Annotated in this window: 17 protein-coding genes and 1 tRNA gene; 12 read left to right on the forward strand and 6 right to left on the reverse strand. The window is 50.0% G+C overall.

Annotated features, from left to right (window positions below; all coding sequences use genetic code 11):
* Positions 1–118: 118 nt before the first annotated feature.
* On the reverse strand, positions 119–709 hold the full coding sequence (locus GA565_RS01700) for an HD domain-containing protein (RefSeq protein ID WP_055775695.1): 591 nt from the start codon (positions 707–709) through the stop codon (positions 119–121).
* Positions 710–839: 130 nt separating this feature from the next.
* On the opposite strand from GA565_RS01700, the gene GA565_RS01705 reads away from it, so the two are divergent.
* The 4 genes from GA565_RS01705 (at position 840) to GA565_RS01720 (ending at position 3,935) form a co-directional block, all read left to right on the forward strand.
* A complete protein-coding gene (locus tag GA565_RS01705) occupies positions 840–1,304 on the forward strand; it encodes a MarR family winged helix-turn-helix transcriptional regulator (protein ID WP_055775697.1) in 465 nt (154 codons plus the stop codon).
* Positions 1,305–1,455: 151 nt separating this feature from the next.
* Positions 1,456–1,881, forward strand: coding sequence for an organic hydroperoxide resistance protein (locus GA565_RS01710; RefSeq protein ID WP_055775700.1), 426 nt, complete (start codon positions 1,456–1,458; stop codon positions 1,879–1,881).
* A gap of 179 nt (positions 1,882–2,060) precedes the next feature.
* Positions 2,061–3,746, forward strand: a complete 1,686-nt coding sequence (eptB, locus tag GA565_RS01715; protein WP_152197123.1) for a kdo(2)-lipid A phosphoethanolamine 7''-transferase — start codon at positions 2,061–2,063, stop codon at positions 3,744–3,746.
* A gap of 112 nt (positions 3,747–3,858) precedes the next feature.
* Positions 3,859–3,935, forward strand: a tRNA-Pro gene (locus GA565_RS01720).
* A 105-nt stretch (positions 3,936–4,040) separates the two neighbouring features.
* On the opposite strand, the gene GA565_RS01725 is transcribed toward GA565_RS01720, so the two are convergent.
* Positions 4,041–4,466 (reverse strand): VOC family protein, encoded by a 426-nt coding sequence (locus GA565_RS01725; protein WP_055775705.1) that lies wholly within the window; start codon positions 4,464–4,466, stop codon positions 4,041–4,043.
* 118 nt (positions 4,467–4,584) lie between these two features.
* Between GA565_RS01725 and GA565_RS01730 the strand changes: the two genes are divergently transcribed.
* A complete protein-coding gene (locus GA565_RS01730; protein ID WP_152197124.1) occupies positions 4,585–5,481 on the forward strand; it encodes a LysR family transcriptional regulator in 897 nt (298 codons plus the stop codon).
* A gap of 48 nt (positions 5,482–5,529) precedes the next feature.
* Here the strand turns inward: GA565_RS01730 and GA565_RS01735 are convergent, their stop codons facing one another.
* The 3 genes from GA565_RS01735 to GA565_RS01745 all read right to left on the reverse strand — a co-directional run bounded on the left by GA565_RS01735 (position 5,530) and on the right by GA565_RS01745 (position 9,061).
* The gene (locus tag GA565_RS01735) at positions 5,530–7,065 is read right to left on the reverse strand and encodes an FAD-dependent oxidoreductase (RefSeq protein ID WP_152197125.1); all 1,536 of its coding nucleotides are present in this window, start codon (positions 7,063–7,065) and stop codon (positions 5,530–5,532) included.
* Positions 7,066–7,260: 195 nt separating this feature from the next.
* On the reverse strand, positions 7,261–8,082 hold the full coding sequence (locus GA565_RS01740) for an alpha/beta fold hydrolase (protein WP_055775717.1): 822 nt from the start codon (positions 8,080–8,082) through the stop codon (positions 7,261–7,263).
* An 820-nt stretch (positions 8,083–8,902) separates the two neighbouring features.
* A complete protein-coding gene (locus tag GA565_RS01745; protein WP_193311863.1) occupies positions 8,903–9,061 on the reverse strand; it encodes a hypothetical protein in 159 nt (52 codons plus the stop codon).
* Between the two features lie 629 nt (positions 9,062–9,690).
* Here GA565_RS01745 and dppA point away from each other — a divergent pair.
* From dppA to dppF, 5 genes are all read left to right on the forward strand, one after another.
* Positions 9,691–11,298, forward strand: coding sequence for a dipeptide ABC transporter periplasmic-binding protein DppA (gene dppA / locus GA565_RS01750; protein WP_152197126.1), 1,608 nt, complete (start codon positions 9,691–9,693; stop codon positions 11,296–11,298).
* A gap of 141 nt (positions 11,299–11,439) precedes the next feature.
* On the forward strand, positions 11,440–12,459 hold the full coding sequence (gene dppB, locus GA565_RS01755; protein WP_152197127.1) for a dipeptide ABC transporter permease DppB: 1,020 nt from the start codon (positions 11,440–11,442) through the stop codon (positions 12,457–12,459).
* 10 nt (positions 12,460–12,469) lie between these two features.
* Complete coding sequence (gene dppC, locus GA565_RS01760) at positions 12,470–13,384, forward strand: dipeptide ABC transporter permease DppC (protein WP_152197128.1); 915 nt, start codon at positions 12,470–12,472, stop codon at positions 13,382–13,384.
* 10 nt (positions 13,385–13,394) lie between these two features.
* A complete protein-coding gene (gene dppD, locus GA565_RS01765; protein WP_055775730.1) occupies positions 13,395–14,417 on the forward strand; it encodes a dipeptide ABC transporter ATP-binding protein in 1,023 nt (340 codons plus the stop codon).
* Positions 14,407–15,417 (forward strand): dipeptide ABC transporter ATP-binding subunit DppF, encoded by a 1,011-nt coding sequence (gene dppF / locus GA565_RS01770; protein WP_152197129.1) that lies wholly within the window; start codon positions 14,407–14,409, stop codon positions 15,415–15,417. Before dppD ends, dppF begins: the two co-directional genes overlap by 11 nt.
* 89 nt (positions 15,418–15,506) lie before the next feature.
* Here dppF and GA565_RS01775 read toward each other — a convergent pair whose 3' ends face one another.
* Entirely contained in the window at positions 15,507–17,006 is a 1,500-nt protein-coding gene (locus GA565_RS01775; RefSeq protein WP_152197130.1) for a PhoPQ-activated pathogenicity-related family protein, read from the reverse strand.
* A gap of 335 nt (positions 17,007–17,341) precedes the next feature.
* Here GA565_RS01775 and GA565_RS01780 point away from each other — a divergent pair, with 335 nt between their 5' ends.
* On the forward strand, positions 17,342–18,676 hold the full coding sequence (locus tag GA565_RS01780) for an EAL domain-containing protein (protein ID WP_152197131.1): 1,335 nt from the start codon (positions 17,342–17,344) through the stop codon (positions 18,674–18,676).
* 293 nt (positions 18,677–18,969) lie between these two features.
* Positions 18,970–20,250, forward strand: a complete 1,281-nt coding sequence (locus GA565_RS01785) for a dicarboxylate/amino acid:cation symporter (RefSeq protein ID WP_152197132.1) — start codon at positions 18,970–18,972, stop codon at positions 20,248–20,250.
* Positions 20,251–20,591: the final 341 nt, after the last annotated feature.

Raw genomic sequence — 20,591 nt, forward strand, 5'->3', positions numbered from 1 at the left:
AAGCAAGCGCTGTGCCAATTTTTATGGTATTGATTTATATTGTTTTATTTGTAACCTCGATTCGAGTCGTCGCCAGGGTGCACCACCATTACGGAGCAGTTGTACAAAATAGGGGCAATTATTCCCCCGCCAGATACATCTGTTCTGTTCCCTGAAACCAGCTGCCGGGCACGTTGTAAGGCGGTTGGTGCAGGCGTTGCAGGCTGTCGTTGATGATATATTCTGCCTGCTGCCACAGGGTGGCGTCGCCCTCTTTGAGCACCGCCAGCAGCAGCCGTTTCTCGACCAGGTAAGTTTTGGCAAAATCGGGGTCGTGGGTCACCAGTGAGCGTAAATTGTCGATAAGATCAGCAAGTTTGATGGTTTTAGCCGAGGCGCAGGCCTTGGCGGTGTGTTGACGATCGAGGTTTTTTCTTTGGATTCGGTTACCCTGCACATTTCCGCTTACGTTGGTCAGCATCGCCACCAACTCGGCCACTTCATTGCCAAAATGGCGGGTAATGTCATCGAGGGTGCTTTGAGTGTCTTCCACCGTATCGTGCAGCCAGGCAGCCGCCAGCATCACTTGCGTATGCGGCACGCTGGCCACAATATTCGCCACCGCTTCAGGATGAACAATGTAGGGGTCATTGGTGTATTTACGCCGCTGATTGATACTGGCATGGGCTTTACTGGCATAACGTCTGGCTTTGTCGACTAAGCTGGTCATGAGCGTTCCCCCGAAAATTGTGCTTTTTGATGTTATAGCACGAGCCGGGTGAAAACGGCCAATTGTAAATGTGCTTGCTATAATATCGTGCGCTATCTATATTGATTGCATGAACAAAGAGATGGTTTCTATGAACGATAAAAATGACAGTCGCGACGCGACATCGCAAACGCTGCATCTTGATCAACAAATGTGCTTTGCCTTGTATTCCGCCAACCTGGCATTAAATAAAGTTTATCGTAAGCTGCTGAGCGAGCTGGAACTGACTTATCCGCAGTATCTGGTGATGTTGGTGCTGTGGCAGCAGGACGAAGTGATGGTGTCCGAGATTGGCGAAAAGCTGTTTCTTGATTCCGCGACGCTGACGCCGTTGCTCAAACGTCTTGAGAGTGCTGATTTACTGGTTCGTCGTCGTGCGCAGGCCGATGAACGTCAGGTAATTATTACGCTTACCGACGCCGGACGTGCGCTACAGCAGAAGGCTCTAGGCATTCCAGAATCTATCGGCTGCGCTGCTGAATGCAGCATGGAAGATGCAACGGCGCTTAAACTTCAGCTGGAAACCCTCAGAGGAAATCTGCAGAAGAACGCCTGAACGGTGGGGAAAATATTTTAGCATTACCCGAGGTGCAAAATTTTGCGCCTCTGCTACACTCTATAAAATAGTGCACGATTAAATAGCGTTTATTATCGGTCGGATGACCGGCCCTAATTAATTAACTCTGAAAGCCAAAAAGGAACAGATTATGTCTATCGAAAAAGTTGTTTACCGCGCTCATGCAACGGCAACCGGCGGTCGTGACGGTCGTGCTACTTCATCAGACGGCGTGCTTGACGTTAAGCTGGGTCTGCCGAAAGAGATGGGTGGTGCAGGCGGAGAAGTGAGCAACCCTGAACAACTGTTTGCTGCGGGCTACTCCGCTTGTTTCCTCGGCGCACTCAAGCACGTGGCCTCGCTGGAAAAAGTACGCATTCCTGCGGAAGCGAAAATTGAAGGTGCCGTCGGTATCGGTGCAATCCCGGGTGGATTTGGTATCGAAGTTCAGCTCGACATTACCCTGCCGGGTATCGAGCGTGCTGTTGCTGAAGACTTGGTTGCCAAAGCACATCAGGTTTGCCCGTACTCTAACGCAACGCGGGGCAACATCGACGTGACGCTGAACGTTAAGTAACAACCAGGCAAACTGTTTTATTTGCATCAGCGGGGGGCCTCAATGGCCTCCCGCTTTTCTTTTTGAGGGTTTCTAAGGGGGTTTTAAGATTTTCCTTGGCAGATTATGTAAACCATTTCGCATTTTACATGTCACAATGATTCCAAATATTTCAAAAGTAATCTGGAAAATAACCCTACATGAATAGAGTGAAGACTCTATCGCAGCAAAAAATTTGTTTATTGTTAGCGATTTATATCGGAATTTTTTTAAATCTGTCGGTTTTCATTCGCCGCTTTTCCCCTCTCGCCGAATCATTCCTGACCTCGCAATGGGTCGCCGCCGCGGTTGAGGTGGTGACAACGGTATTATTCACCTTCTTTGTATTGCGGATTTTCTCATTTGGCGGCAGGATTTTCTTTCGCATTGTAGCCAGCCTGATAGTCCTCATCTCCGTTGCCGCCAGCTATTACATGACCTTTTTCAACGTGGTGATCGGCTATGGCATTATTGCCTCGGTGATGACTACGGACATTGATCTCAGTAAAGAGGTTATTGGGGTCAAGTTCGTGCTGTGGATGCTGCTGATGAGTGTTTTACCGCTGTGGCTGATTGCCTATAACGGTATGCGCAATACGCTGCTCGAGCAGATGAAAACGCCGGGACAGCGGATAAAACCGCTGGTGGTGCTGATTATTGCCGGTCTGCTGGTTTGGCTGCCGATACGTCTTATGGACGAAGAGCAAAAGGACAACGAGCGGTTGAACAATGTGGATATGCCCAGCTATGGCGGTGTGGTCGCTCACTCCTATTTGCCGTCTAACTGGCTGGCCGCGCTGGGTTTGTTTGCTTATACGCAGGTCGATGAAAGCCGCGGCGCTGATGATTTCTTCGACCCGGCCAAGGCTTTCAGCTATCAGCCTCCAGCGGATATCGACGATACCTATGTCATATTTATTATCGGTGAGACTACTCGCTGGGACCATATGGGACTGCTCGGCTATGGCCGTGATACCACGCCGCTGATGGCGAGGGAGAAAAACCTTGTCGCCTTCAAAGGCACGTCCTGCGATACCGCGACCAAGCTTTCGCTGCGCTGTATGTTTGTTCGCGAAGGTGGGGCAGAAAACAACGCCCAGCGAACACTGAAAGAGCAGAATATTTTTTCAGTGATGCGTTCATTGGGCTTTAGCTCAGAGCTGTTTGCGATGCAGAGTGAGGTCTGGTTCTATAACAATGCCAACACCAATAACTACTCCTTCCGTGAGCTGATTGCTTCTGAAAAGCGTAACGATGGCAAAACAGTGGACGACATGCTGCTGGTGGGCGAGCTAAAAGATTCACTCCAGCGCTACCCCAAAGGCAAGCATTTGGTGGTATTGCACACTAAAGGGTCGCACTATCTTTATTCGCAGCGTTACCCGCGCAGCTTTGCGCGCTTTACTCCCGAATGTATGGGCGTAGATGAGTCGTGCAGCGAGGCTCAACTGGTGAATGCTTTTGATAATAGCGTGCTCTATACCGACGCCTTTATCACGCAGGTTATCGACCAAGTGCGGGATAAAAAGGCGCTGGTGTTTTATGCTGCTGACCACGGCGAGTCGATAGGCGAAAACTCGCATTTGCACGGCACCCCGCGTGAAATGGCGCCACCGGAGCAGTTCCGAGTGCCGATGATCGTTTGGGCGTCGGACTCATTCCTGGCCCAGCCTGAACATCAACAGGCCTTCGAGCGGCTGCGTGCCCAACAGGGCAGCGACAAACCGCATCGTCACGTTGAGTTGTTTGATACTATTTTAGGCTGTCTCGGCTATCAGTCAGCCAACGGCGGTATTAATCAGGCGAATAATTGGTGTGCCTTACCTGCGGTAGAAAAGGCACTTTAGCGGTTTAAATCACCATTTTAGCCGAGGTTCGTGTGTTTTATAAGCAGTCGGTGACTTAGGTAAAAAAAGGGATTGACGCTCAGAACCAGCGGCAGTAAGATGCGGCCCAATTCGGCGAGTAGCGCAGCTTGGTAGCGCAACTGGTTTGGGACCAGTGGGTCGGAGGTTCGAATCCTCTCTCGCCGACCACATTTAGAAAAACCCGCAGGCTTTTGGCTCGCGGGTTTTTTGCTTTTTGGTCGCCCAGTAAAACCTGGCGGCGAACGTTCTCCCCGCCTTGCCTATCGCCAGAAATCACTTGGCAAACAGCTGACTCATGTCTTTGAACGCCTTGAATTCCAGCGCATTGCCGCACGGGTCCAGCAGGAACATGGTTGCCTGTTCGCCGACCTGGCCTTTGAAGCGGATGTAAGGTTCAATCACGAACTTGGTGTCGAACGATTTCAAACGCTCTGCCAGCGCCTCCCACTCTTCCCAGCTTAGTACGATACCGAAATGCGGCACCGGCACGTCATGGCCGTCAACGGGATTGGTGTGTGCAGACTCCTGCGTCACAGTCTTAGGATGTTCGTGGATAACCAACTGATGGCCATAAAAGTCGAAATCCACCCACTGGTCGCTTGAGCGTCCTTCCGAAAGTCCAAAGGTTTCACCGTAAAATGCACGGCAGGTGGCGAGATTGTAAACGGGGATGGCAAGGTGGAACGGGCTGAGGGCCATAGGTTGTCCTGTAGATGTTCGGGTTAGTTGTATTTCTCCATTCTTATCGATAATATTTTTAATTAAAAACAAATATTATTACTGTGATTCATCAAAAAAACAGATGAGTGGGGCGGCGATGCTACGTGAGTTGAAAACTTTTATCGCGGTAACGCAGGACGGCACCTTTGCCGCGGCCGGTCAGCGTATTGGGCTGACTCAGTCGGCGGTCAGTGCACAAATTCGCGGGCTTGAGGACCATCTCGGCATGCCGCTTTTTGACCGTACCGGTCGCGCGGCGGTGCTCAATGCCGCCGGCAGTCGAATCTTACCGATGGCAGAACAGATCTTGGATATTTTCGCCAACATGTCTCAGCCCGACAGCCTGAATGACTTTCGGGGTGTAATTAAAATCGGGGCCATCTCGACCTTTCAAACCGGCATGCTGCCAAAAGTGTTGGTCCGGCTGCATCAAAATGCCCCTGCATTGGAAACGAAGCTGGTGCCGGGCGTGTCGTTTCATTTGTTAACACAGGTTGATGCCGGAAATATTGACCTGGCGATCGTTATTAAACCGGGCTTCCCACTGCCGAAAGATTTACACAGTGAAACGTTGTTAAACGAACCTTTCGTACTGATTGTGCCTGAGAACATTGAGGGCCAAGACCCGTTAACCCTACTGCGAGAAAACCCTTTTATAAGATACGATCGCACCTCTTTCGGCGGTCGCATGGTGAGTCATTTTCTGCGCTACCATCGGCTAGAGCCAAAAGTGGTACTGGAAATTGATGAAATCGATGCGATTGTAAAAATGGTTGAATGTGGGTTGGGGGTCGCCCTGGTGCCGCTGGCGGGATTATGGCTCGAGCGTCAGTCGAGCCTGAGGATTTTACCGCTGGCAGAGATGACCTTTAATCGCGAGCTGGTTTTGGTTATGCGCCACGCCAACAGGCAGTCTCCGTTGCATATGCTCATCGGACGATGCCTGCATGACGTGGTTCAAGATAGCCTTGCCCACGTTAAGTCAGAGGGATAGTCGCGCTAAAAAAACCCTAACCCACTTGTGGGTTAGGGGGAGCAACGATCACCCTTCTTCAGTTTCATTCACCAGCTTTCTCGCCTGCTTGACCGTCATATCGTGCTGCATCTCAAGCAGCAGCCTGCCGGTGGTCCTCTCGCGACCCGTCGCTACCACGCCGACCAGATGGTTTTTCAGACCAAACAACGCGACAAAATCCTGCTCTTCGAGTGATCCGATAATGTCTATGTTGTCCCATTTATCGGGATATCCCAGGTGCTCGAAGCGCGTGCCAAAATGCTGGGTCCAGAAGAACGGTACGCGGTCAAAGGCCTCTTGCTCGCCGAGCATATTTCTCGCTGCAGTTCGACCCTGCTGTTGGGCGACGCGCCAGTGCTCAATGCGGGTTGATTTTCCGTCCATCGGGAAGCTGGCAATGTCTCCGACGGCGTAGATGCCTTCATCTGCCTGAAGATACTTGTCCACCTTGAGACTTCCATCTTCGTTCATTGGGAGGTCGTGCACGAAAGAAGTCACCGGTTGAACGCCGGTCGCCAGTAGCACCACGTCCGTTTTTACCTCTGACCCGTCTTTCAACTGAACGGACTCTACGCGACGATCCCCCGTAAAGCCGGCGACCTCCGCATCAATAAATTCAACGCCGTTATGTTCGTGCAGTGCGCGGAAATACTGGGCAATTTTTTCCCCAAACTGCGCCTCAAAGGGGAGGGGGTGAGGGGCAATGACTTTGATAGCAACATTGCGTTTGCGCAGTGCCGCCGCCATTTCCATGCCAATAAAGCTGTTGCCGATAATCACCAGCTGTTTGAGTTGGTCAACGGCGCAGAGCAGGGTTTTTTCCTGCTGCAGATTGCGTAATACGTGAATACCGCTCAGCTCGCCGCCCGGTAGGTCTGGGCGTACCGGTGAACCGCCGGTAGCAATGAGCAATTTTTTAAACGAGACCTGCTGTTGATTGGCGAGACGAAGTTTTTTCTCCCTACTGTCGAGGTGAGTCACAGAACTGACGATCCGCTGCACATTTTTTCTGGCAAAGGCGCTTTCTTCAAGCAGTGGCGGCACGTCGTTGACGCCCATGCTGCCGTCGGGCACAAATTTTGTCAGCGCAGTACGGTCATAAGGCGCAGATTTTTCCCGATCGATGACCACAATCCTTCCGTGAAATCCGCTCTCTTCAAGCGCGCTGAGTGCCGCACTGCCCGCGGCTCCTGAGCCGATAATAACGATTTGCTCGGCTTCGTCTCCTGCTTCCAACTGAGTGTGCTGGCTGGCATTTTCAGGGTCAACCATCACTGTACCCCGCTCAACCTTGGCGGCATATTGCTTCAGCCCGGCGAGCGCCGGTGGCTGCTCCAGACTGCCGTCCTGCAGGTTAAAGACGGCTTTATGCCAAGGGCAAACAAGCTTGCCCTCACAGACCGCACCTTCTGCCAGCGGCGCACCTGCATGCGGGCAGTTTGCCTGATACGCATGCACGCTGTCGCCCTGACGAATAAGCATAATTGGGGTATCACCAACGTCTATCTGCTTAGGCTGGTCCGTTTCGAGTTCAGAGAGTTTGACTGTTTGTTTAAATGTCACGACATGCTCCTTTCTTTTATGTGTGGTTGTTTATTCAACAAAGACCCTACAAAAAGCAGGACTGTATTAAGCCTAGCAGCCATAAATGCGTGTGCCACATGAGGAGGGCGGATTAGGATGATTCGGAGCGGGGTGGGAATAAAAAGGGGAGCCAAACGGCTCCCAACTGGGGTTTACAGCGTTAAGCAGGCTCAGTTAAGCAGCAAAATGATTGCTTAAGATCCCATAGAGGTGTTGAGAGGCAGAGCGATTTTCCATATCGAGGAAATGCCCAGCCTGAGGCACAGTGGCAAACTCACAATTTTCAATGTGGTTGGCAATGTGTCTGATATCTTCAGCTGTTGTGTATTCGTCTAAGTCGCCGTTAATGAAAACCAAGGGGGTTTTTATTGAATGGAAGATATCAATGTAATCTTCTTCTTTCAGGCGGCTAATTTGATCAATGTGGAAACTGGCTTGGCGATAGGTGTCTTGGTCCAGGCTGCTGATGTGATGATGATTAGCACGCTTGAGTATCGACGGCAAGAATTTACCGACCTCGTTGTTAAGCAAGGTGGCCACTTCATCGTTTTTACCTTCATCCAGCAGTTGCTTGGCACGTTGAATGTAAGTTTCCATCGCCGGCGTGACGCGGGTAGAAAATGAGGTCACGATAGCTTTAGTCACCGAAGCCGGTTGGGATGCCAGTGCCATCAACGTCGCTAGACCGCCCCAAGATACCGACAGCAGATATTCTGGTTTATAGATGTCTATGAGCTGTTTGAGGATTTCAACTTCTTCGGCTTTAGGAATAGGCCGCGTCAACGTATTGTGTTCTCGCGATCCGCCGATAAAAGGCAAATCAAAGAGAATAATATTCACTTTATCCTTAAGGTTGCGGACACAGTTGCGAAAAGCCAACGTGGTAGACAGCGCACCATTAACGCAGATAACGGTTTCTTTTGCATCAGGATAAATATACTTCTCGATGTACACGCGCCAGTCGCCGACGTGCACCACTTCTGATTCTGGTTTCATAAACCCCCTCCTCTGTTAAGCCAATACCGTCAATGCAACGGCCAATAAAAGTTTCCCTGAATATAAATGTCCCAAATGAGGTTAATATGAATTTTAAAATATTATTTATGACGATAATAATTACGCAGCGTCACTTTTGCGAAAATCAATAACGCCTACTGACCTTAAGGTGCGCTGAGCGCTTCCTAAAGGCCTTGTAAATTATAATGTTATAGTTGCACCAAGGGCGCGATTCGACAATTGGTATTATTATAGGTGACTGTTGTCCATAACAGTTGATCGGGCAGGCGCCCAGAATAAGCAGTTAAATTCGATTATAGGAAGTAATTGAGAGATTGCAATAATGTTAATAGCTAAATAACCCATATTGCTGAAATGATGAAGATTAATTTAAATCTGCGGTCATTTCGTAAAATAACGCTACTTTTACTTAGGATTTTTCTTAGAAAATAACTCATTATGTATTTTATATATATAAATATAATAATTTTTTATTTTCTTTCAAGATGTCGGTTTTATTTTAATCACTAGGATACTGAAAAGATTGCTTCGATGATCCGATGAGGCCGGGTGCAGATGTGAGCCTGTTCAGTTATCAAGATTCTGATGCAGGCTTACTCACGTAGCCATAAGTATAAGAGGAGACGACTGGCATCCATTGCTTTGGTGTTTTGGCAAACGACGAAGGTTCTTGAAGCTACGCTGATTTGATTACTCTTCGCACGTTTGTTCAATCATTCATTCAGGCTTGTTTCCCTTCAGTCAAAATCACTGAGTCGATGCTGTTCCTTCAGCGGTACTGGCGCGTCCAATGTCATGTTTATTTATCCCAGGGTGCTGGCGTTTTCAACGTTTTTTGCAGTACGGCGTTTATTTGCGCAGGCGCATCGAGTTGCACTATAAACTCTGTGTAGGGGTCAGGATTGGCCATAATGATTGACTGATCCAGCAAGCCAATTCCAGCCCGACGTAATGTCATTGTCGTTACGTTATCGGCTTCACAATAACTGTGCCACCCTTGCACCATCATGGAGCAAATGGTCTTTTTCAGGCCTGAAAGGTTTATTTCAATAGTGAAATAAGCGCATTTCGCGTACCGCTTTCTCGCTGGCTATCAGCATTTTCCGCTGCCAATTACCCAAATTTGAAAAATAACCGTTCAGATAATCGACATTTAGCGCGGCCTTTTTAGACTTTTTACGTGGCGTTATTCGCTGGTTATCGTTGTGTATCTGGTTTTATCTGCCGAAATAATGCGCACTGCCTAAATATTAATCCTGTAAATGTTAATTCTCTGTTTTTTTATGTTTGTTTGCTGTTACTCACAGTCTTTGTAAAAGCCTGAGGGTTATATTGACGACGCCTGAGAGAGTTGCGAAATTGATGTGAACAGGATTGACCAGAAGATTCATCCGGTAATTATTTGCACCCTTTTTTGGTGCAATTGTTTCCACTCAAACATCTCTGGTGGCGTTTGTCGCACGTCTGAAACATCACTTCTGCAGCTTCCAGACACACACTTTCGCCCGTAAACAAAAAATAAAGGGTGGGGTGAGCTGAAACACAACACACACATCCACATCACCATTAATAAATGGAGCAAAAGCGATGAGAATTTCCTTGGGTAAGTCAGGCCTGCTAAAATTTAGTTTGGGTCTGATTGCGCTGACAGTGGCGGCCAGCGTTCAGGCAAAAACGTTAGTTTATTGTTCTGAAGGTTCGCCAGAAGGCTTTAACCCGCAGCTTTTCACCTCGGGTACCACCTACGATGCCAGCTCCGTTCCAATCTATAACCGTCTGGTTGAGTTCAAAATCGGCACCACAGAAATTCAGCCTGGCCTGGCTGAAAAGTGGGACGTGAGCCCGGACGGCAAAACGTACACCTTCCACCTGCGTCAGGGTGTGAAATGGCAATCGAGCAAAGACTTTAAGCCAACGCGTGATTTCAACGCCGACGACGTGCTGTTCTCCTTCAACCGTCAAAAAGATACTGCCAACCCGTACCATAAAGTTTCGGGCGGCAACTATGAATACTTCGACGGTATGGGCATGGGTGACCTGATCAGCAAAATCGTCAAAGTAGATGACCACACCGTTCAGTTTGTACTTAACCATCCTGAGTCACCGTTCCTGGCCGACATGGCGATGGACTTCGCGTCCGTGCTGTCTTCCGAATACGCCGACAACATGATGAAAGCCGGTACGCCTGAGAAACTCGACCTGAACCCAATCGGTACCGGTCCGTTCCAGATGATGCAGTACCAGAAAGATTCCCGCATTTTGTATACCGCGTTTAAAGGCTACTGGGGCACTCAGCCTAAGCTCGATCGCCTGGTGTTCTCCATCACGCCGGACGCATCTGTGCGTTATGCAAAATTGCAGAAAAACGAATGTCAGGTGATGCCGTACCCGAACCCGGCAGACATTGCGGCAATGAAGAAAGACAAAAATATCAACCTGCTGTCAGAGCCAGGCCTGAACGTGGGCTATCTGTCGTTTAATACCGAGAAAAAACCGTTAGACAACGTCAAAGTTCGTCAGGCGCTGACCATGGCCGTGAACAAGCAGGCGATTATCGATGCGGTTTATCAGGGCGCGGGCCAGGCGGCTAAAAACCTGATCCCACCGACCATGTGGGGCTATAACAAAGACGTTAAGGATTACCCTTACGATCCTGCCAAAGCCAAAGAGTTGCTAAAAGAAGCCGGCATGCCTGACGGATTTGCCATCGATCTGTGGGCGATGCCGGTTCAACGTCCTTACAACCCGAATGCTCGCCGCATGGCCGAGATGATTCAGGCCGACTGGTCAAAAATTGGCGTGAAAGCCACCATCGTGACCTACGAGTGGGGCGAGTACCTCAAGCGTGCTAAAAACGGCGAACACCAGACTGTCATGATGGGCTGGACCGGCGACAATGGGGATCCGGATAACTTCTTCGCGACCCTGTTCAGTTGCCAGGCAGCCAAAGACGGTTCCAACTACTCAAGATGGTGCTACAAGCCGTTTGAAGACGTGATCCAGCCAGCCCGTGCTGAACCTGACCACGCCAAACGTATTGCGCTGTACGAGCAGGCTCAGGTGATTATGCATGACCAGGCTCCGGCGCTTATCATCGCTAACTCCACCGTGTACGAACCTGTCCGTAAAGAAGTGACTGGCTATGTGGTTGACCCACTCGGCAAGCACCACTTCGAAAACGTCGATATCAAGTAATGGCCCATTGGGCGTGTTGAAATAGGGCGCGCCCAAAGCGGACTGAACTTTTAAAGATGTAAATCGTTAAAAGCAATGTGAGTTAACAATAAGCCCGGCGAGCTACGGTTCGCCGGGCATTTTATACAGAGAGTACGGGATATGCTGCAGTTCATACTCCGACGTTTGGGGTTAGTTATCCCAACGTTTATCGGCATTACTTTGCTGACCTTCGCCTTCGTGCACCTCATCCCCGGCGACCCCGTGACTATTATGGCCGGTGAGCGCGGTGTATCTCCTGAGCGCCATGCTCAGTTGATGACAGAAATGGGCCTCGACAAGCCGCTTTATCAACAGTATTTCCATTACGTAAACGGTGTGCTGCACGGTGATTTGGGCATGTCATTGAGTAGCCATACGCCTGTCTGGCACGAGTTTTTACCCCGCTTTGAAGCCACGCTGGAACTGGGTATCTGCGCGATGATTTTCGCTGTCATTGTGGGTATTCCTGTCGGGGTACTGGCCGCGGTGAAGCGAGGTTCTATCTTTGACCATACGGCGGTGGGGATCTCTCTCACCGGCTATTCGATGCCAATTTTCTGGTGGGGGATCATGCTGGTCATGCTGGTCTCGGTGCACTGGAACCTCACGCCCGTTTCGGGGCGAATAAGCGATACCGTCTTCCTCGATGACAGCCTGCCGTTAACCGGCTTTACGCTGATCGACACCCTGATTTGGGGTGAACCGGGAGATTTCAAAGACGCGGTGATGCACATGATCCTGCCCGCCATTGTGCTGGGCACCATCCCCTTGGCGGTTATCGTGCGTATGACGCGCTCCTCAATGCTGGAAGTGCTGGGTGAGGACTATATTCGCACCGCGCGCGCCAAAGGCGTAAGCCGCATGCGGGTTATCGTGGTTCACGCGCTGCGCAATGCGATGCTGCCGGTGGTGACAGTGATTGGTTTGCAGGTCGGTACGCTGCTCGGCGGGGCGATTTTGACTGAAACCATCTTCTCTTGGCCCGGCGTTGGACGCTGGCTGATTGAAGCCCTACAACGCCGCGATTATCCGGTGGTTCAGGGCGGCGTGTTGCTGGTCGCTACGCTGATTATCCTGGTTAACCTGTTGGTCGACGTGCTGTATGGCATTGTTAACCCGCGTATTCGTCACAAGAAATAAGAGGCGCACAATGACTCAAGTTACTGAACCTGTCGCCGGTGAAAGGGTTACGGGCGCACCGACGCCCATGCCGCCAATGCGTGAGTTTTGGCACTACTTCAAGCGAAATAAAGGGGCCGTTACCGGCCTGGTTTACATCATTATTATGTTGGTACTGGCCCTTGGCGCCAATGTGCTGGCACCGCACGGACCGGCCGAACAGTTCCGCGATGCGCTGCTCAAACCGCCGGTGTGGATGGACGGCGGCAGTTGGAAATTCCTGTTAGGCACTGACGACGTGGGCCGCGATATTCTGACTCGCCTGATGTATGGCGCGCGCCTGTCGCTGCTGGTGGGCTGTCTGGTGGTCGTGCTTTCGCTGATCCTCGGCGTTATTTTCGGCCTGTTTGCCGGTTACTACGGCGGTGTGGTCGATGCCATTATCATGCGCGTGGTCGATATCATGCTGGCGCTGCCAAGCTTGCTGCTGGCTTTGGTGCTGGTGGCTATTTTTGGACCTTCAATCGTTAACGCCTCGCTGGCGCTGACCTTTGTTGCGCTGCCGCACTACGTGCGTTTAACCCGCGCGGCGGTGTTGGTGGAAGTTAATCGCGACTATGTGACCGCTTCACGCGTAGCCGGTGCCAGTCCAACGCGTCAGATGTTTGTTAATATCCTTCCTAACTGTTTGGCTCCGCTGATCGTGCAGGCTTCTCTGGGCTTTTCCAACGCCATTCTCGACATGGCGGCTCTCGGCTTCCTCGGTATGGGCGCACAACCGCCAACGCCTGAGTGGGGCACAATGCTTTCCGATGTTCTGCAGTTCGCGCAAAGCGCCTGGTGGGTCGTGACCTTCCCTGGCGTGACCATTCTGCTTACGGTATTGGCATTTAACCTGATGGGGGATGGCCTGCGCGACGCCCTCGACCCGAAACTCAAGCAGTAAGGGGCGAGAGATGGAAACGACACTAATTGAAGACGTACCGGTTGGCAAAACGCTGCTGACCGTGAATAAACTGTCGGTACATTTTGGTAACGAAGGGCAGCCTTTTCGCGCCGTAGACCGTATCAGTTACACCGTGAAGCAGGGTGAGGTAGTGGGTATCGTCGGCGAGTCGGGTTCAGGTAAATCCGTCAGCTCGCTGGCGCTGATGGGCCTGATCGACTTCCCGGGCAAAGTGATGGCCGACACGCTGGAATTTGGCGGCCAAAATCTGCAAGGGATCAGTGAAAAGCAGCGTCGGCAAATCGTTGGTTCTGAAGTGGCGATGATTTTCCAGGATCCGATGACCAGCCTTAACCCTTGCTACACCGTCGGTTTCCAGATTATGGAAGCGATTAAGGTGCATCAGGGCGGCAATAAAAAGACCCGCCGTCAGCGCACTATCGACCTGCTGAACCTGGTGGGGATCCCTGACCCAGCCTCAAGGCTTGACGTCTATCCGCATCAGCTTTCGGGCGGTATGAGCCAGCGCGTCATGATTGCGATGGCGATTGCCTGTCGTCCCAAACTGCTGATTGCCGATGAGCCGACCACCGCGCTCGACGTGACTATTCAGGCGCAAATCATCGAACTGCTGCTGGAGCTGCAGCAGAAAGAAAACATGGCGCTGATGCTGATTACCCACGATTTGGCCCTGGTGGCAGAAGCGGCGCATCACATCATCGTGATGTACGCCGGCCAGGTGGTTGAGACTGGGCGTTCTACCGAGATTTTCCGTGCGCCTCGTCATCCATACACCCAGGCGCTGCTGCGTTCGCTGCCCGAGTTTTCAACGGATAAAGCGCGACTTCAGTCTCTGCCGGGCGTAGTGCCAGGCAAATATGACCGTCCAAACGGCTGCCTGCTTAACCCGCGCTGCCCGTACGCCAACGATCGTTGCCGTAAAGAAGAACCTGAATTACAGGGTGCACCGGGCCGCCAGTCCAAATGTCATTATCCGCTGGATGATGCGGGGAGACCAACTTATGAGTCTTAATCAAACTGCCGGAAAGCACCCGCTGCTGAAGGCGATTGATCTGAAAAAACACTACGCGGTGAAAGGGGGGCTGTTCAGGCCTGAGCGCACCGTAAAAGCGCTGGACGGCGTTTCTTTTGAACTGGAACGTGGGAAAACGCTGGCGGTGGTCGGCGAGTCTGGCTGCGGTAAGTCAACGCTTGGCCGCCTGCTGACCATGATTGAGGTGCCTAGCCACGGTGAGCTATATTATCAGGGACAGGACCTGCTGAAGCCTGACGTCACCGCTGAGAAGCTGCGCCGTCAGAAAATTCAGATTGTGTTCCAGAACCCCTATGGCTCGCTGAATCCACGCAAGAAAGTCGGGCAAATCCTCGAAGAGCCGCTGCTGATCAATACCAAGTTGAGCAGCGCCGAGCGTCGTGAGAAAGCGCTGGCGATGATGGCGAAGGTCGGCCTGAAAACCGAGCACTACGACCGCTATCCGCACATGTTCTCCGGCGGCCAGCGTCAGCGTATTGCCATCGCCCGCGGCCTGATGCTTGACCCAGACGTGGTGATTGCCGACGAACCGGTCTCGGCGCTCGACGTCTCCGTTCGTGCTCAGGTATTAAACCTGATGATGGATTTGCAGCAGGATCTCGGCCTGTCGTACGTATTTATCTCGCACGACCTGTCGGTAGTAGAGCACATTGCTGATGAAGTGATGGTGATGTATCTCGGTCGCTGCGTGGAAAAGGGCTCAAAAGAGGCGGTATTTAATAACCCGCGCCACCCGTATACCCAAGCGCTGCTGTCGGCGACGCCGCGCCTAAATCCGGACGACCGCCGTGAGCGTATCAAGCTTACCGGCGAGCTGCCGAGCCCGTTAAATCCACCTGCTGGCTGTGCGTTTAATGCGCGTTGCCGTCGTGCTTTTAGTACCTGTACGCAATTTCAGCCGCAGTTGAAACAGTACGGTGACCAGCTCGTCGCCTGCTTTGCCGTCGATCAGGACGAGCAGGAAAAAACGAATATCTAATCTGTGTACGTCACCGGTCAGCATGGGGTCGGTGACGTATTCATTCTCCACATTGTTAGTGAATTTCACCCATCCTTGTTAATTTTGAATTATTTCGTCGCGAGTCCTAATCCTCGTCCAGGCAGCGTCTGACATGTCGGGCCAACTTTTTCAGGTGCTTTGTCAGGGTATGTATCGTCTTTCGAAATGAAGATGGGTGTGGTAGCCACGTATCCATCGCTGAAGGTAGCTTCAACAAAAGCGGCGCTCCATCCTTGGGGGGGATAGGCCAAATTAACCTGAATCGAGTTGTTTACAGGAAGTAAAAGAGCTGTTTGTTGATAGCGAATATTACAGGCGAAACGGAAATCACGTGCGTGAGAGTTATTTGCAGACCACAGTGAGAGCTTTAACGGGGTCTCAGAAAAACGCAGGGTTAGCATTTGTGAATTACTTTGTTTTTTCACGGTAACCCGGATGTCAGGCAGTTTGGTATTTCGTTGAATACGATTTGTGAAATAAGTTAAGGTCTCTACTGCAAAAGCTTTTACGCCATAATGGTTTGAATTAGGTATAATTCTGAGTGAACGCTCACCCGGCAGTTTATCGTAATAAAACCTCGCATTGTCGGGTGCATAAAAATCATCACCACTGGCGTTAATAATATATTTTGGAATGCTTAGTCTTTCTTTGTGTTGACCGGTGAGGTAGGAAAGGGGATCTTGAATTTTCATTAATTTTATAAATTGTGACGTGTTTATTTGCGTATCAATATTTTCATTGTAATAAGGTGCAAAGGCAATGGGCCAGTTGCCACCATAGGCGTTATACATATGGGTTAATGCTTTACGTTGATTAAGCAGGTCGATAACGAAAGGGACAATAGCATCAACGCGAGGATCGGAAATGGCCGCCAGCCACGCTGTCCATCCACGTTTAGACAGGCCGGTGACGATGAAGCTTTTTATATCCCACGCCTTTAGTTCGCGCTCGGCAAGTGACATGGCTTGCGAAACGGCCGCTGTCATGGGGAGTTGAAGTGGAACACTCTTTGTCGTGTCGTTCATAAAAAGACGCCAGCTGTGGGCGACGCTGTCATCTTCTTTGCGTGGCTTACCGTCTTTTTCATACACCAGATATTGGTTAGGAATATCACTGACTGAGGTGATAATAGTATGAGTATCATTAGCGAGTTTTATCAGCATATCGACCGTAAAGTCGGTAGGTTTTGCCACATTTTGACCGGGTGATGGATTGTTTATACCATTGTTGATAATAAGTAAGGAACGTTCAAGATAGGGTTTGTCAGGGATGTAAAAAGTCACGTCATGCAGCCATGTATCCTCTTTGAAATTCTGTTCCAATTTTGGTGTCTGAAAAGTAAGCCGATAATGCCGGACCCTAACCCCTTGCAATTTTTCCTCCTTGAGGAATACTGCATTTAATGGGAACTCTTTAGATTTTTTTTGATATTCGAATAGCAGGGTATTAACGTCGGTTTCTGTCTTGAGGGCTGTTTCACGCAGTAAAGGTTGGGCATGTAATGTCTGGCTAATAGAGAGGGTTGTGTATAAAACGGCGGGCAAAATTGTATTTTTAATAAGATTCATCCATAAGTCCTTTCCGTGTGATTATATTATATATTCTTATCGTTTAGGTATTAGTGCTGTTTTCACTTTTATAATAACGGATGAATTATGAATAAGAAGGTATAAAATTTATTTACCCCACTTTCATTTACACTGTGTTTATAACTTCTTGGCTATATAATTTACCGGCTAATAAAAATTATAAAATATTATATTGTTTTATTTTTTATACAGAGTCTCCATTTTCCTATTTTCTGATTGTTATACGAAGCTTAAACAGGATTACTGCGCCCGTGTTCTCTAGCTGCTATCATGCGCTCGGGAAGAGCTGCCGACAGTCGGTAATGGAGGATATATTGCGGGTCAGACGTTCATTAACGATTAAACAGATGGCGGCGGTGTCCAGCGTAGCGCTGGTGACTATCTGTGTGTTCATTGTTATCCAACTGTTCCACTTCGTCGAACAGCGGAGGGATGATTACGCCCAGCAGCTTGAAAATATCGCACATTCGGTAGCCAGACCGCTTTCACAGTCGGTGCTTAATGCCGACCTCGATGAAACTCAGCATATCCTGAATACGCTACGGCCGGTGGGTATTCTCAACCGTGCCGACGTGGTCTTGCCCAATCAAATTCAAACCTTAAGCACTCACTATCCCGAAGGACGTCCGGTTCCCACTTGGGTAACGAAAGGGTTTGATCTGCCGATTAAAGTCTCGGTGCCGCTGTATTCCCCAGCGACCAATCCCACAACCGCTCAGCCACTGGCTTATTTGGTGCTGCAGGCGGACCCCTATCGGATGTATCAATTTATTGTCAGCGCGCTTTCGACCATGCTGACCACTTACCTGCTGTTGGCGCTTATTCTTTCGATAGCCATCAGTTGGTGCATTAATCGTCTGATCATTCACCCTTTGCGATCGATTGCGCGCGAACTGCAAGCATTACCGGAAAGCGAAGTGCATTATCATCAATTGGCCGCACGCCCACGTCATGAAGATGATGAGCTCGGTGTGCTGATCCGCAGCTACAATCGTAATCAGCTACTGCTTGATAAAGCCTTGAAAGCCATGCAGTCAACACCGCAACTCTCTTCCACTCAGCAGGAAGATGACCCTCTGCATGCTATAAATAATAATGATTTCATTATCTTACTGCGTCCGCAAATAAACCTGCTTACCGGCAAATTAAGCGGTGCCGAGGCCTTCTTATGCCGAGAATTGCCTGACGGCGATTACGGCCAGAAAAATGACCTTATCGTCACTGCCAAAGAGAGTGCTGCGGTAGCTTCGCAGGCCGAAAAATTGCTCGAGCTGTCATGCCGTACACTGGCCGAATGGCAGCGTCGTGAAATTAAGTTAGCGCTGGCGGTCACACTCCCTGGCGTGCAAATTCAACGTCCCCGTCTCTTGCAGCAGCTGAAAACCCTGCTGAGCCTTTATCAGATAGGCCACGGTTATCTGATGCTGCAAATTACAGAAACGGCACTTATTGATGATTGGGAGAGTGTAGAGTCCGCACTGGGTGAACTGCGCGCGTTGGGGGTTTCAATTCGGCTGGTTGCTGACGGTGTTGAAGCAGAGCCACAGCGGGATTGGCTGCTGTCGCAGGGTATAGTTTTTGCTCAAGGTGAATTGTTTTCAGCACCTTTGCCCCTCAGCGAGTTTGAGACAAAATTCACCTCTAAGTAATGCTGGCTTAATTTTGAGCCAGCTCCCCGCAAACCCGCTCCCACTCTGACGAAACTTAATATTAATATTTATCTAATTTGTTAGCTGAATCCTTTCAGTTCACTTTTTACAACAACAATGATTGCAAAGCGAAACAATTTATTTCCATCCTGTTAGCTCAGTGTTATTTTCCGGCTGTCGCTATTCGCTCGACTGCTGTAAATGCAAGGCGATGTACCCTCCTCCTTTTAGTTCGCTCCGTTCCAGCGTATTGAAATCTTTGGGGATACTTTCACTACAGGATGGCCGTAAAAATGAAAAAAACGATATTTAAGAGTCTTTATTTCCAGGTGCTCACCGCCATTACCCTTGGGGTGTTGCTTGGGCATTTTTATCCTGATCTGGGGGCGCAAATGAAGCCGTTGGGAGACGGTTTCGTAAAACTGATTAAAATGATTATCGCTCCGGTGATTTTCTGTACCGTGGTGACCGGCATTGCTGGCATGGAAAGCATGAAAGCGGTCGGACGCACAGGCGCGATTGCGCTGCTCTATTTTGAAATCGTCAGTACTATTTCCCTGATCCTCGGGTTGGTTATCGTAAATATCGTCCAGCCTGGTGCGGGCATGAACGTCGACCCCGCTGCGCTGGATGCTAAAGCGGTAGCCGTTTACGCCGAACAGGCACAGACGCAGGGTATTATTCCTTTCCTGCTCGATATTATTCCGGGCAGTGTGATTGGTGCCTTCGCCAGCGGTAATATCTTGCAGGTGCTGCTGTTTGCCGTGCTGTTTGGATTTGCACTGCATCGCTTGGGCGACAAAGGCCAACTGATTTTCAACTTCATCGACAGCTTCTCAAAAGTTATTTTCGGCATCATTAACATGATCATGCGTCTAGCGCCGCTGGGTGCGTTTGGTGCTATGGCCTTCACCATCGGGAAATACGGCGTCGGATCACTGGTGCAGCTGGGTCAGTTGATTATTTGCTTCTATCTGACCTGCGTACTGTTTGTGGTCGTGGTATTGGGTCTGATTGCGCGCTTTACCGGTTTCAGTATCTTCAAGTTTGTTAACTATATTAAAGAAGAGCTGCTGATCGTGTTGGGCACGTCGTCTTCTGAGTCTGCACTGCCGCGTATGCTCGACAAAATGGAGAAGCTGGGCTGCAAGAAATCGGTGGTTGGGTTGGTGATTCCAACCGGCTACTCCTTTAACCTCGACGGGACGTCTATTTACCTGACAATGGCGGCGGTGTTTATTGCTCAAGCCACTAATAGTCACATGGATATCTGGCATCAGATTACGTTGCTGGTCGTGTTGCTGCTCTCCTCTAAAGGGGCCGCAGGCGTTACCGGCAGTGGATTCATCGTGCTGGCCGCCACGCTTTCAGCGGTAGGGCATTTGCCGGTTGCCGGTCTGGCGTTAATCCTTGGTATCGACCGCTTTATGTCGGAAGCCCGCGCGCTGACCAACCTGATTGGCAATGGTGTGGCAACCGTAGTGGTTGCTAAATGGGTCGGTCAGTTAGATGAGGAGCAGCTTAATGCGACTCTTTCCGGCAAGAAGGCGATCGCTGTCGATAAGGCGGCCTAATCTTTCTTTATAGACCCACGTTTTAGGCAAAAAAGTGGTGCGGTTTAGTAAAAATCGCCCCTTTTGACGCTAATTTCTCTTTTAATCCACCGGTTACTTGATGTAACCGGTGGATTATATTCATAATATACTGATATTTATCTCCATCTAGAATCTCGAATGCTATGCGCGTCAGTCTTTATCAGGCCTCGGGCCAGATTATTTTCATGGCTGTTCGTGACATATGCGAAGCTGCGCTGTCTAACACAGTGCTACACTCGCCGTTTTCGTTTTTTGCATTCGAGCTTGCCTCCTTAAATTAGGGTAAGAGCAAGATTTAATTATTGAAAATTGGATTACCC

This window comes from Rouxiella sp. S1S-2, from assembly GCF_009208105.1.
GTDB lineage: Bacteria > Pseudomonadota > Gammaproteobacteria > Enterobacterales > Enterobacteriaceae > Rouxiella.

Excerpts from the sequence above, each read along its gene's own strand:
- GA565_RS01785 (WP_152197132.1), top strand. The coding sequence starts at position 18,970 with ATGAAAAAAACGATATTTAAGAGTCTTTATTTCCAGGTGCTCACCGCC.
- eptB (WP_152197123.1), top strand. The coding sequence starts at position 2,061 with ATGAATAGAGTGAAGACTCTATCGCAGCAAAAAATTTGTTTATTGTTA.
- GA565_RS01700 (WP_055775695.1), bottom strand. The coding sequence starts at position 709 with ATGACCAGCTTAGTCGACAAAGCCAGACGTTATGCCAGTAAAGCCCAT.
- GA565_RS01705 (WP_055775697.1), top strand. The coding sequence starts at position 840 with ATGAACGATAAAAATGACAGTCGCGACGCGACATCGCAAACGCTGCAT.
- dppD (WP_055775730.1), top strand. The coding sequence starts at position 13,395 with ATGGAAACGACACTAATTGAAGACGTACCGGTTGGCAAAACGCTGCTG.
- dppF (WP_152197129.1), top strand. The coding sequence starts at position 14,407 with ATGAGTCTTAATCAAACTGCCGGAAAGCACCCGCTGCTGAAGGCGATT.
- GA565_RS01740 (WP_055775717.1), bottom strand. The coding sequence starts at position 8,082 with ATGAAACCAGAATCAGAAGTGGTGCACGTCGGCGACTGGCGCGTGTAC.
- dppB (WP_152197127.1), top strand. The coding sequence starts at position 11,440 with ATGCTGCAGTTCATACTCCGACGTTTGGGGTTAGTTATCCCAACGTTT.
- dppC (WP_152197128.1), top strand. The coding sequence starts at position 12,470 with ATGACTCAAGTTACTGAACCTGTCGCCGGTGAAAGGGTTACGGGCGCA.
- GA565_RS01745 (WP_193311863.1), bottom strand. The coding sequence starts at position 9,061 with ATGACATTACGTCGGGCTGGAATTGGCTTGCTGGATCAGTCAATCATT.
- GA565_RS01725 (WP_055775705.1), bottom strand. The coding sequence starts at position 4,466 with ATGGCCCTCAGCCCGTTCCACCTTGCCATCCCCGTTTACAATCTCGCC.
- GA565_RS01710 (WP_055775700.1), top strand. The coding sequence starts at position 1,456 with ATGTCTATCGAAAAAGTTGTTTACCGCGCTCATGCAACGGCAACCGGC.
- GA565_RS01775 (WP_152197130.1), bottom strand. The coding sequence starts at position 17,006 with ATGAATCTTATTAAAAATACAATTTTGCCCGCCGTTTTATACACAACC.
- dppA (WP_152197126.1), top strand. The coding sequence starts at position 9,691 with ATGAGAATTTCCTTGGGTAAGTCAGGCCTGCTAAAATTTAGTTTGGGT.
- GA565_RS01730 (WP_152197124.1), top strand. The coding sequence starts at position 4,585 with ATGCTACGTGAGTTGAAAACTTTTATCGCGGTAACGCAGGACGGCACC.